This window comes from Mycobacterium sp. NTMscope_Eco_3 (genome assembly GCF_976985685.1).
This window is the reverse complement of record NZ_CDRJYZ010000001.1, coordinates 1,829,503-1,841,425: the sequence shown is the minus strand read 5'-3', so window position 1 is coordinate 1,841,425 and position 11,923 is coordinate 1,829,503. Positions and strand designations below refer to the sequence as shown.

Genomic DNA, 11,923 nt, shown 5'->3' with positions numbered 1-11,923 from the left:
GTTTCGCGTTCAGCCGCCGGAACCTGCCCCTTGGGCGCGTTCCGCTGGAGTGACCTATTTGGTGTCGGTGACGACGACGACCTGACGGATGAACGTGTCTTCCACGGCGGCGTGGAGGAGAAAGTCGGCGACGTTTTCCCGAGAGGTTGAGGGGAGGATCGGCAACGTCGTGACGTCGTCGAGCGCCATCGCGGTGTAGCGGCCGCCGACCCCGTCGTTCAAGGCCCCGGGGTATTCGAGGGTCCATTTCAGGCCGCTGGCTTTCAAGAGCACTTCGGACGCCGCTTTGTCTTCGTACTTCTTGCGCAGCGCCGTGCGAAATATCAGGCCGGCGAGAAACGATGCCTTGGCGAGGGAGTCGCCGACTCCGAAGGCCGACACGATCACGAACCGGTCAACACCCGATGTTTTGGCGGAGGCGATGACGGCGCGGACGGTGTCCGTGATCAGCGTCGGCGTTTTGCGGACGTTCTTGACGCCGAGTGCGCTGATGACCGCGTCGTGCCCTCGGGCTGCCGTGGCGATGTCGGCGGCGTCGGTGACGTCGCCGCCGACGATGTGGGCGCGCGGGTCAACGGTGGCGTCGGCCCGCCGAACCAGGGCGGTGACCTGGTGACCCTGGTCGAGCGCCTTTTTGACGAAGAGGCGGCCAGTGCGGCCGGTTGCTCCAAGGACAAGAAACTTCACAATAATTCGCTTTCTCTAGAACGGGTGAAACGGATGAACGGGCGTGATGGTGAGCGGGGCCCGCATAGCGGTAACCACCCGTCCATCGCTCGCTATATCGTCAGGAACATTGACTATCATGATCCGTGTTTCTGACTAATGTCAAGTGTTCATAACAGTGTTGGCCCCCACCGACGTCTATGCTGGTCATTGATGTTTACTAAACTGATGGTTCGTCGGAGGCCGTGCGTGCATCAGCAGCGGGTGCGAAGTCACCCACGGGACGCAGGGTGCCGGGACGCAGTAGCGGTGGACGTAAGGTGTGAATTTCGTTGGACCACGTGGGCGATGGAGCCGAGGGCGGCATGAACGACGAGCAGCGGATTGACCTAGGGGTGTCGTTGTTCATCCCGTACCGGCACACCGAAGACCGGATTTTCCGGGCGCTCCAGGATGCCGGATTCGACGACTGGACCCTGGCCCAGTGCCGCGTGTTTCAACGCATCGCCCCGGACGGTTCGCGCCTCACAGACCTCGCCGAACAGGCGCAAATGAGCAAGCAGAGCGCGGGCGTGCTGGTCGATCAACTCGAACGTTTAGGCTATGTCCGCCGGGTCCCCGACCCCGCGGATGGCCGCGCCCGGTTGATCGTGATCGAGCGACGTGGCCGGCGCGCGATCGAGGTAGTCACGGCAACACTCGACAAGATCCACGCGGAGTGGAAGGCCTACCTGGGTACCCGCAACTTCACACTGCTGCAACAGATCTTGGATCAGCTCCGCGAGATCACCGACCCCTACGCGCGGTAAAGCCGCCGTGTCTCCTACCCGTCGAGTGACAGGTCCTTGCGAAAGCGCTGCATGCCGTCGATCTTGTCGTCCAGGCCGGCGTCGGGCCCGGCGTAGAACATCCACGGCATCGTGATGATCCCGGTGATGCCGCCGGCCTCCGCGCGCTGATAGTCGGCGGTCGTGAACGCGTCGGTGAGCGGGGTGAGAACGGTGAAATCGTCCATGGACAAACCGTTTTCGGCCCGCATCTCCCGCAGCCGGCCGATGGCGTCGAGGGCCCGCTCGGTGTTGATCAAGTCCCCGATCCAGCCGTCGTTGCGGGCGGCGCGGCGCAGCGCGATCTCGCTGAGCCCCCCGACATACACGGGAATGGGCGGCGGGGTGGGCTGCATCTCCAGCCGCGGCGCGGAATAGAACTCGCCCTCGAACTCCGTCCAGCCCGGCGACCACAGCGCCCGCATCAGCTCGATGATTTCATCGGTGCGCTTGCCGCGGGCCTCGAATCGCTCACCCATCAACGCGAATTCCTCGCGACACCAGCCCACGCCGATACCCAGCTCCACCCGGCCCGACGCCAGAACCGCCGCGGTACCAATGGCTTTCGCCGCCGAATACGGGTTGCGCATCGCGGGGATGTAGACGGTGTTGACGAACCGCAGCCGCGTGGTGACCTGGGCGAGCGCACCGACGAGCACCCAGGGGTCCGGCCAGTCGGTGAAGGGCTGCCAGCGCCGCTGGCCGTCCTTGGTGTACGGGTACGGCGTGTCCAGCGTCTCCAGGTTGACGACGTGGTCGGGGATGCCGATCCCGTCGTAGCCGAGTTCGTCGGCCGCCTTGGCGAGCTCGATGATCTCGCGGGTGTTCAGGAAGGCGCTGCTGATGTAGAACTTCACTGCGCCTCCTGCGCCCAGGCCGGCTCGATGAAGACGCCGTCGGCCTCGACGGTGACGCCCGCGGCGTCCGAAATGGTGCCGCGTGCAAAGACTTTGCGGCCCTGTTTGCCGTCGACCCACGCATCGCAACGAAGCGGGCCGAGCGGGGTGCCGCGCAGATACTTGACGGTGATGGTCCCGGTGAACCGCGCCTTGGACAAGCCCTCGCTGGCCGCCTCGCCGAGCATGTGGTCGAGCACCAGGGCGCTGACGCCGCCGTGCACCAGTTTCGGCGGTCCCTCGTAGGCCGAGCCCAGGACGAACTCGCTCCAGCAGCGCCCGTCGCCCTCGTGGTTCACCACGATCGGCGGGGCGATGGGGTTGCACACCCCGATCGCGGCGTTGCCCAACGGCAGCGGGCGGCCGTTGACGCGGTAGCTCACGCCCATCGCGCGGGTGCGTTGCCGCAACGACGCGGTGACGGCCTCGATCGCCGATCGCGCGTCGGCGACGACGTCGTCGCCGACCTCGGTCCGGATGGTCGCGTCGACGAGCTCGCGGACCGCATCGGCCAATGGGGCATACAGCGCGGTCACGCGATCGGCTTCCGTCGCGCTGAGCACCTCGAATGTGGCGTCCAACGCGCCGGCCTCCTGACTCAACTTCCAAACACCTTGCGCACGACGGCTTTTGCGCGCCGCGTCACCCGTAAATAGTTGTCCAAGAACTCGCCGCCCTCGTCGGTCGGCCAGCCGGCGGCCACGGCGACCGCGTTCAGCTGGCGTCCGTGGCCCGGCAGCTGGTCGGTGGGCTTACCGCGGACGAGCACCAGCGCGTTGCGGGCCCGGGTGGCGGTCAGCCAGGCCTGCCGCAGCAGCTCCACCTCGTCGGCGGGAACCAGCTCGGCCGCGGCGATCGCATCCAGGCACTCCAGCGTCGACGTGGTGTGCAGCGCGGGGATCTCGTGGGCGTGCCGCAGCTGCAGCAGCTGCACGGTCCATTCGATGTCGGCCAGTCCCCCGCGACCCAGCTTGGTGTGCGTGTTGGGGTCGGCGCCGCGCGGCAGCCGCTCGGCGTCGACGCGGGCCTTGATGCGGCGGATCTCGCGCATCGCCTCCGGCGACATCTCGTTGGGTGGATAGCGCGTCTTGTCGGCCATCAGCAGGAACCGCTGCCCCAGCTCCTCGTCGCCGGCGACCGCGTGCGCGCGCAGCAGCGCCTGGACCTCCCACGGCTGCGCCCACTGCCCGTAGTAGGCGGCGTAGGAGGCCAGGGTGCGCACCAGCGGGCCGTTGCGGCCCTCGGGCCGCAGGTTGGCGTCGACCTCCAGCGGCGGGTCGACGCTGGGGGTCCCCAGCAGGGTCCGGACCTGTTCGGCGACCGTGGTCGCCCAGCGCACGGCCACGGAATCCTCGACACCGGGCGCGGATTCGCACACGAACATCACGTCGGCGTCGGACCCGTAGCCCAGTTCGGCGCCGCCCAGCCTGCCCATGCCGATGACGGCGATGGCCGCCGGCGCCTTGCCGTTTTCGGGAAGGTTGGTCCGGATCATCGCGTCCAGCGCGGCCTGCAGCACCGCCACCCACACCGACGTCAGCGCCTTGCACACGTCGACGACCTCGAGCATGCCGAGCAGGTCCGCCGACGCCACCCGGGCCAGCTCGCGACGCCGCAGGGTGCGCGCGCCGGCGATCGCCCGCACCGGGTCGGAGTAGCGGCAGGCCGAGGCGACCAGCGCGCGGGCCACCGAGGCCGGGTCGGTCTCCAGGAGTCGCGGCCCGGTCGCCCCGTCGCCGTAGTCCTGGATGACCCGGGGCGCGCGCATCAACAGGTCCGGCACGTACGCCGAGGTGCCCAGCACGTGCATGAGCCGCCGCGCGACGGCGGGCTGATCGCGCAGCGTGGCCAGATACCAGCTCTCCCCGGACAGCGCCTCGGACAGTCGCCGGTAGGCCAGCAGCCCGCCGTCGGGGTCGGGCGTGTACGACATCCAGTTCAGCAGCCTGGGCAGCAGCACCGACTGCACCCGGCCCCGCCGGCCGCTGAGGTTGACCAGCGCCGACATGTGCTTAAGCGCGGACTGCGGGCCCTCGTATCCCAGGGCGGCCAGCTGGCGCTCGGCGGCCTCGGAGGTCATGCCGTGCGCGATCTCCAGGCCGGCCGGGCCGATCGATTCCAGCAGCGGTTGGTAGAACAGCTTGGCGTGCAGCTGCGACACCCGCAGGTTCTGGTGCCGCAGCTCCTCGCGCAGCACCCCCGCCGCGTCGTGGCGGCCGTCGGGCCGGATATGGGCGGCCCGCGCCAGCCAGCGCACCGCCTCCTCGTCGTCGGGCTCGGGCAGCAGGTGGGTGCGCTTGAGCCGCTGCAGCTGCAGCCGGTGCTCGAGCAGCCGGAGGAACTCGTAGGAGGCGGTGAGGTTCGCCGCGTCCTCGCGTCCGATGTAGCCGCCGTGGCCCAGCGCGGCCAGCGCGTCCACCGTCGACGCCACGTGCAGCGACTCGTCGCTGCGCCCGTGCACCAACTGCAGGAGCTGCACGGCGAATTCGACGTCGCGCAACCCGCCGCTGCCGAGCTTGATCTCGCGGCCGCGCACGTCGGCGGGCACCAGCTGCTCGACGCGGCGCCGCATCGCCTGCACTTCGACCACGAAGTCCTCACGCTCGCAGGCGACCCAGACCATCGGCATCAGCGCGGCCAGGTACCGCTGCCCCAGCTCCGCGTCGCCCACCGCCGCGCGCGCCTTCAGCAGCGCCTGGAACTCCCAGGTTTTCGCCCACCGCTGGTAATAGGCGATGTGCGACTCGACGGTGCGGACCAGCTCGCCGCTGCGGCCCTCCGGTCGCAGCCCGGCGTCGACCTGAAAGAACGCCTCGGAGGCCAGCCGCATCATCTCGCCGGCCACCCGGGTGGTGAGGGCGTCGGCGTGCTCGGCGACGAAGATGACGTCGACGTCGCTGACGTAGTTCAGTTCGCGGGCACCGCATTTGCCCATCGCGATGACCGCCAGCCGCGGCGGCGACTTGTCGCCGCACACGGTGCTCTCGGCCACCCGCAACGCGGCGGCCAGCGCGGCGTCGGCCAGGTCCGACAGGTGGGCGGCCACCACGGTGAACGGCACCACCGGTTCGTCCTCGACCGTGGCGGCCAGGTCGAGCCCGGCCAACACCAGCAGCTGATCGCGGTACAGGGTGCGCAGCCGCACCATCGCCGAACCGGGGTCGGCCAGCGCCTCCTCGACGCACGCGGTGAAATTCGCGGACAGCTGGTCGTGGGTGGGCAGTGTGACGTTGCCGCGCAAGAGTTTCCAGGACTGCGGCTGGGCGATCAGGTGATCCCCGAGGGCCAGCGACGCGCCGAGCACACCGAACAGCCGGCCGCGCAGGGGGCGTTCGGCGAGCAGGGTGGCGTTGAGCTCGCTCCACCCGGCGTCGGGGTTCTCGGCCAACCGAACCAGGGCGAGCAGGGCGGCGTCGGGGTCCGCGGCGCGCGACAGCGACCAGAGCAGGTCGACGTGGGCCTGGTCGTCATGGTCATGCCAGCCCAGCTGCGCTATGCGTTCGGCCGCTTGCGGATCGACCAACCCGAGCCGGCCGACGCTGGGCAGCCTGGGGCGCTGCGTCGCGGGTTTGGTCACGACCACGACCGTATCGCAACCGGCCGATCTTCAGGCACGGGCGGCGCATGAAACCGCTACAGCGACAGGTAGGTATTCAGTTCGTACGGGGTGACGTGGCTGCGGTAGTTCGCCCACTCGGTGCGCTTGTTGCGCAGGAAGAAGTCAAACACATGCTCCCCCAACGTTTCCGCGACCAGCTCGGAGGACTCCATGGCGCGAAGCGCGCTGTCCAGGCTGGTGGGCAGCTCGCGGTATCCCATCGCCTGGCGCTCCGCGGGGGTCAGGTCCCACACGTTGTCCTCGGCCTGCGGCCCCAGCACGTAACCCTTCTCCACCCCGCGCAGCCCGGCGGCCAGCAGCACGGCGAACGTCAGGTACGGGTTGCAGGCCGAGTCGGGGCTGCGGACCTCGACGCGCCGCGACGACGTCTTGTGCGGGGTGTACATGGGCACCCGCACCAGCGCGGAGCGGTTGGCCGCGCCCCAGGACGCGGCGGTCGGCGCCTCGCCGCCCCCCACCAGACGCTTGTAGGAGTTGACCCATTGGTTGGTGACGGCGCTGATCTCCGAGGCGTGCTCGAGGATCCCGGCGATGAAGGACTTGCCCACATCGGAGAGCTGCAGCGGGTCGTCCGGGCTGTGGAACGCGTTGACGTCGCCCTCGAACAGGCTCATGTGGGTGTGCATCGCGGAGCCGGGGTGCTGCCCGAACGGCTTGGGCATGAAAGACGCGCGGGCGCCGTTGTCGATCGCCACTTCCTTGATGACGTAACGGAACGTCATCACGTTGTCGGCCATCGACAGGGCGTCGGCGAAGCGCAGGTCGATCTCCTGCTGGCCGGGCGCGCCCTCGTGGTGGCTGAACTCCACCGAGATGCCCATGAACTCCAGCGCCTCGATCGCATGGCGGCGGAAGTTCGAGGCGGAGTCGTGGACCGCCTGGTCGAAGTAGCCGGCGTTGTCGACCGGAACCGGCGGCGTCCCGTCGTCGGCGCCCGGCTTGAGCAGGAAGAATTCGATCTCGGGGTGCACGTAGCAGGAGAAGCCCAGGTCGTTGGCCTTCTGCAGCTGGCGGCGCAGCACGTGCCGCGGGTCCGCCCAGGACGGCGAGCCGTCCGGCATGGTGATGTCGCAGAACATCCGCGCCGAGTGGTGGTGGCCGCTGGGCGAGGCCCACGGCAGCACCTGGAAGGTGGACGGGTCGGGGTTGGCGACGGTGTCGGATTCCGAGACCCGCGAGAAGCCCTCGATCGAGGATCCGTCGAAGCCGATGCCCTCCTCGAAGGCGCCTTCGAGTTCGGCCGGGGCGATGGCGACCGACTTGAGGAAGCCGAGCACATCGGTGAACCACAGCCGAACGAAGCGGATGTCTCGTTCCTCGAGCGTGCGCAGCACGAATTCCTTCTGGCGATCCATAACTCGAACAGTATGCAACGGCTGTTAAATCTGCGTTACCGATGCCCGCTCAGAACCGTTGCGATGGCCGCCGCGGGGCCGTCGCTCGCTGGTCAGGACCGGCAGCTGTAGCCGGCCGGCGGCGGGGTGCCCGCGACCAGGTAACGCACCACGGCGTTGTCCACGCATTGGTCGCCGTTGAACACCGCCGTGTGCTGCGTGCCGTCGTAGGTGATCAGCGGGCCGCCCAGCTGGCGGGCCAGGTTCACCCCGGCCTGATACGGGGTCGCCGGGTCGTGCGTGGTGGAGACGACGACGACCTTGCCCGGCGCCATGGGCGGTGCGGCGTGCGGCGCCGACGTCGGCGGGACGGGCCACAGCGCGCACAAATCGCGGGGAGCGTTTCCGGTGAACGGCCCGTAGCTCAAAAAGGGCGCCGCCTGGCGGATCCGCTGATCCGCGGTCACCCAGCTGGCCTGGTCGGTCGGATTCGGGGCGTCGACGCACCGGATCGCGTTGAACGCATCCTGGTCGTTCGAGTAGTGCCCGTCGCGGCCGCGTCCCTGATAGTCGTCTGCGAGCAGCAGCAGGTCGCCGGCGTCGGTGCCGCGGGCCAGGCCGAGCAGGCCGCTGGTCAGGTATTTCCAGTGCGTCGGCGTGTAGAGCGCGTTGATGGTGCCGGTGGTCGCGTCGGCGTAGCTCAGCCCGCGGGGGTCCGCGGTGCGGCCCGGCTTGGTGGCCAGCGGGTCGACCAGGGCGTGGTAGCGGGCGACGAACTGCGACGGGTCGGTGCCCAACGGGCAGCCCGGCGAGCGGGCGCAGTCGGTGGCGTAGTCGTTGAAAGCCGTTTGGAATCCGGCCATTTGGTTGACGTTCTCGTCGATGGGGCCGACGGTCGGGTCGATGGCACCGTCGAGCACCATCGCCCGCACGTGGTTGCTGAACTTCTCCAGGTAGGCGGTGCCCAGCTCGGTGCCGTAGCTGTATCCCAGGTAGTTGATCTGTTCGTCGCCCAGCGCCTGGCGCACCGCGTCCATGTCACGCGCGACGGACGCGGTGCCCGCGTTGGCCAAAAACGCGGCGCCCATCCGGTTCACGCATTGCTGGGCCAGCTGCCGGTAGAGCTGCTCGATGTGCGCGACGCCGGCCGGGCTGTAGTCGACCATCGGCTCTCGCCGATACGCGTCGAACTCGGCGTCGGTGCGGCAGCGCAGCGAAGGAGTGGAGTGGCCCACGCCGCGCGGGTCGAAGCCGACCAGATCGAAGTTGCGGCCGACGGGCGAGTTCTCCAGGTCCGGCGCCATCGCGGCCACCATGTCGACCGCCGAGCCGCCGGGACCACCGGGATTGACCAGCAGCGATCCCATTCGTTGCCCGGTCGCGGGCACGCGGATCACCGCCAGCTTGGCCTGGGCGCCGCCCGGGTTGTTGTAGTCGATCGGGACCGACACCGTGGTGCACCGCGCGGCGGGGATATCGCTTGTGTCCGAGACGAATTGGCCGCAGCTCCCCCAGCCCTGCGGCGCCGCGGCCGCCGGCGGGTTCGGGGCCGGGGTCTGCCCCGCGCCCGGTTCGGGCGTGGCGCCGGCCACCGGCAGCGCGGCGACGGCCGAACCGCCCAGCACAAGGCCGAACGAAAGCAGCGCCGAGCTCACGGGTCTCAGGCGCGACATGGCTGTCATCGTTGCAGCCGCGGGTCCCCGTGGCAGCGCGAAACGATTACGCCTTGGTCTCGGCTCTCAGCCGGTTCGAGCCCGCACCGAGCGTGCAACCACGGCGACGAATCGACGAAAATCCCGCCGTGAGTACACGTTCGGCGCTAGCACTTGGCGCCGCTCGGCGGCGTCGTGCCGCCGACCAGATAGGCCGTCACGTAGTTGTCGATGCAGCCATCGCCCTGGAAGACGACCGTGTGCTGGGTTCCGTCGTAGGTCAGCAGCGAGCTGCGCAGCTGGTTGGCCAGGTCGACGCCGGCCTTGTAGGGAGTCGCCGGGTCGTGGGTCGTCGACACCACCACCGTCGGCGCCAGGCCGGGCGCGGAGATGGTGTGCGGCTTGCTCGTCGGCGGTACCGGCCAGAACGCGCAGGTGCCCAGCGGCGCGTGGCCGGTGAACTGCCCGTAGCTCATGAACGGTGCGATCTCCCGGGAGCGGCGGTCTTCGTCAATCACCTTGGCCCGGTCGGTAATCGGCGGCTGGTCCACGCAGTTGACCGCCACCCGCGCGTCGGTGGCGTTGGTGTAGTGGCCGTGCGAGTCGCGGCGCATGTACATGTCGGCCAGGGCGAGCAGGGTGTCGCCGTGATGGTCGACGAGTTCGGAGAGGCCGTCGGTCAGGTGATGCCACAGGTTCGGTGAGTACAGCGCCATGATGGTGCCGACGATGGCGTCGCTGTAGCTGAGTCCGCGCGGGTCGTTGGTCGGGACCGGCCGGCCGACCATGGGGTTGTTGGGGTCGACCATCGGGTCGACCAGGCTGTGGTAGACGTCGACGGCCTTGGCCGGGTCGGTGCCCAGCGGGCAGTTCGGTTGTTTCGCGCAGTCGGCGGCGTAGTTGTTGAACGCGTCCTGGAATCCCTTGGCCTGCCGCAGGTCGGCCTCGATGGGATCGGCGTTGGGGTCGACGGCGCCGTCGAGGATCATCGCCCGCACCTTGTTCGGGTAGGCCTCGGCGTAGGCCGAGCCGATCCGGGTGCCGTAGGAGTAGCCGAGGTAGGTCAGCTTGTCGTCGCCCAGCGCGGCCCGGATGGCGTCGAGGTCCCTGGCGACGTTGACCGTCCCGATGTTGGCCAGAAAGCCCTTGCCCATCTTGTCGACGCAGCGGCCGACGAACTGCTTGGTCTCGTCCTCGATGTGGGCCACACCGGCCGGGCTGTAGTCGACGTTCGGCTCGGTGCGCAGCCGGTCGTTGTCGGCGTCGGAGTTGCACCAGACCGCCGGGCGCGACGCGCCCACCCCGCGGGGATCGAAGCCCACCAGGTCGAACCTTTCGCGGACCCGCTTGGGCAGGGACTGGACGACGCCCAGCGCCGCTTCGATGCCGGACTCCCCGGGCCCGCCGGGGTTGATCACCAACGAGCCGATCTTGTCCCCGGTCGCGGGGAAACGGATCATCGCCAGCGTGGCGTCGTCGCCGTCGAGGTTGTCGTAGTCGACCGGCACCGCGAGCTTGCCGCACAACGCGCCGGCCGGGAGCTTGACCTTCGGGTTGGCGGCCCGGCACGGCGTCCACTCCACCGCCTGGCCCAGCTTGGGTTCGGACATGACGGCGCGTCCCAGCACCACGCGTTCGCAGCCCGCCAGAAGCAGCGCCACGGCAGCGATCGACGTCCACATCAGCAGCGTGCGCGCGCTCGTGCCGCGGCGAGACGAACCCATGCCAACATATGCTGCCAGAGGAAACCTGAGATCCTGATCAGCGGCACCGCCGCGCGCGGAGCATGGCCTGTCTCACACTGTCGCGCCGTTTCAACCGCGCCGAAGAAATGGCAGAATGACACCGTCAGACGAACCCGGGGACCCGTTTTGGGCCACGAGGATCGACCCGACCACCCACTAGGGACAATGATGTCTGAGCACAACGTTTACGGTGCCAATTCGTCTGCGCCCGCGCAGCCGCTCACCAAGATCCGCACCCACCACCTGCAGAAGATGAAGGCCGAAGGGCACAAGTGGGCGATGCTCACGGCCTACGACTATTCGACCGCCCGCATTTTCGACGAGGCCGGCATCCCGGTCCTGCTGGTCGGCGACTCGGCGGCCAACGTCGTCTACGGCTACGACACCACCGTGCCGGTGTCGATCGACGAACTGATTCCGTTGGTCCGCGGCGTGGCGCGCGGCGCCCAGCACGCCATGGTCGTCGCGGACCTGCCGTTCGGCAGCTACGAGGCCGGGCCCGCCGCCGCGCTGGCCGCCGCCACCCGGTTCATGAAAGAGGGCGGCGCGCACGCGGTGAAGCTCGAGGGCGGTGAGCGGGTCGCGGAACAGATCGCCTGCCTGACCGCCGCGGGCATCCCGGTGATGGCGCACATCGGGTTTACCCCGCAGAGCGTGAACAGCCTGGGCGGCTTCCGGGTCCAGGGCCGCGGCGACGCGGCCGAACAGACCGTCGCGGACGCGATCGCCGTCGCCGAGGCCGGGGCGTTCTCCGTGGTGATGGAGATGGTGCCGGCCGAGTTGGCCACCCAGATCACCGGCAAGCTGACGATTCCGACCATCGGGATCGGCGCCGGACCGAACTGCGACGGGCAGGTGCTGGTGTGGCAGGACATGGCCGGCATGAGCAGCGGCAAGGCCGCCCGCTTCGTCAAACGGTTCGCCGACATCGGCGGGGAATTGCGCCGGGCCGCAACGCAATATGCGCACGAGGTCGCCGCAGGGGTTTTCCCCGCCGACGAGCACTGCTTCTGACCCCGCGCGTCAGCGCACGATGGCCGGCACGCCGCGGTGCGCGCCCGGACCGCCGATCTGAGGGTCCCGCCTCGTTGACAACGTTACCCCGGTCACAACGAAACCGCCGAAAAACGTTGTGTGGCAGGCATGTACGATTGCTCTTAGGAGACGATCCGGACTCTAAAGAG

At 69.0% G+C, this 11,923-nt stretch carries 9 protein-coding genes; 2 read left to right on the top strand and 7 right to left on the bottom strand.

Annotated features, from left to right (window positions below):
* Positions 1-54: 54 nt before the first annotated feature.
* Complete coding sequence (locus AC0KTM_RS08525) at positions 55-687, bottom strand: NAD(P)-dependent oxidoreductase (protein ID WP_238957859.1); 633 nt, start codon at positions 685-687, stop codon at positions 55-57.
* Positions 688-1,031: 344 nt separating this feature from the next.
* Here AC0KTM_RS08525 and AC0KTM_RS08520 point away from each other — a divergent pair, with 344 nt between their 5' ends.
* Positions 1,032-1,475, top strand: coding sequence for a MarR family winged helix-turn-helix transcriptional regulator (locus AC0KTM_RS08520; protein ID WP_238958038.1), 444 nt, complete (start codon positions 1,032-1,034; stop codon positions 1,473-1,475).
* Between the two features lie 14 nt (positions 1,476-1,489).
* On the opposite strand, the gene AC0KTM_RS08515 is transcribed toward AC0KTM_RS08520, so the two are convergent.
* From AC0KTM_RS08515 to AC0KTM_RS08490, 6 genes are all read right to left on the bottom strand, one after another.
* Entirely contained in the window at positions 1,490-2,350 is an 861-nt protein-coding gene (locus tag AC0KTM_RS08515; RefSeq protein ID WP_238957858.1) for a TIGR03619 family F420-dependent LLM class oxidoreductase, read from the bottom strand.
* Positions 2,347-2,991 carry a PaaI family thioesterase gene (locus AC0KTM_RS08510; protein WP_225330045.1) on the bottom strand — a complete coding sequence of 215 codons (645 nt, stop codon included), beginning with the start codon at positions 2,989-2,991 and terminating at the stop codon, positions 2,347-2,349. The genes AC0KTM_RS08515 and AC0KTM_RS08510 overlap by 4 nt, the downstream gene beginning before the upstream one ends.
* Positions 2,988-5,972, bottom strand: a complete 2,985-nt coding sequence (locus tag AC0KTM_RS08505) for a bifunctional [glutamine synthetase] adenylyltransferase/[glutamine synthetase]-adenylyl-L-tyrosine phosphorylase (protein WP_472415434.1) — start codon at positions 5,970-5,972, stop codon at positions 2,988-2,990. Before AC0KTM_RS08505 ends, AC0KTM_RS08510 begins: the two co-directional genes overlap by 4 nt.
* Positions 5,973-6,022: 50 nt before the next feature.
* Positions 6,023-7,363, bottom strand: a complete 1,341-nt coding sequence (gene glnA, locus AC0KTM_RS08500; RefSeq protein ID WP_225330047.1) for a type I glutamate--ammonia ligase — start codon at positions 7,361-7,363, stop codon at positions 6,023-6,025.
* A 92-nt stretch (positions 7,364-7,455) separates the two neighbouring features.
* The gene (locus tag AC0KTM_RS08495) at positions 7,456-9,024 is read right to left on the bottom strand and encodes an alpha/beta hydrolase (protein ID WP_238957856.1); all 1,569 of its coding nucleotides are present in this window, start codon (positions 9,022-9,024) and stop codon (positions 7,456-7,458) included.
* Between the two features lie 137 nt (positions 9,025-9,161).
* Positions 9,162-10,718, bottom strand: coding sequence for an alpha/beta hydrolase (locus AC0KTM_RS08490; protein WP_472415433.1), 1,557 nt, complete (start codon positions 10,716-10,718; stop codon positions 9,162-9,164).
* Between the two features lie 189 nt (positions 10,719-10,907).
* On the opposite strand from AC0KTM_RS08490, the gene panB reads away from it, so the two are divergent.
* Positions 10,908-11,753 (top strand): 3-methyl-2-oxobutanoate hydroxymethyltransferase, encoded by an 846-nt coding sequence (gene panB, locus AC0KTM_RS08485; RefSeq protein WP_472415432.1) that lies wholly within the window; start codon positions 10,908-10,910, stop codon positions 11,751-11,753.
* Positions 11,754-11,923 lie beyond the last annotated feature (170 nt).

Coding starts and splice junctions, on each gene's coding strand:
- AC0KTM_RS08520 (WP_238958038.1), top strand. CDS start 1,032: ATGAACGACGAGCAGCGGATTGACCTAGGGGTGTCGTTGTTCATCCCG.
- glnA (WP_225330047.1), bottom strand. CDS start 7,363: ATGGATCGCCAGAAGGAATTCGTGCTGCGCACGCTCGAGGAACGAGAC.
- panB (WP_472415432.1), top strand. CDS start 10,908: ATGTCTGAGCACAACGTTTACGGTGCCAATTCGTCTGCGCCCGCGCAG.
- AC0KTM_RS08490 (WP_472415433.1), bottom strand. CDS start 10,718: ATGGGTTCGTCTCGCCGCGGCACGAGCGCGCGCACGCTGCTGATGTGG.
- AC0KTM_RS08495 (WP_238957856.1), bottom strand. CDS start 9,024: ATGACAGCCATGTCGCGCCTGAGACCCGTGAGCTCGGCGCTGCTTTCG.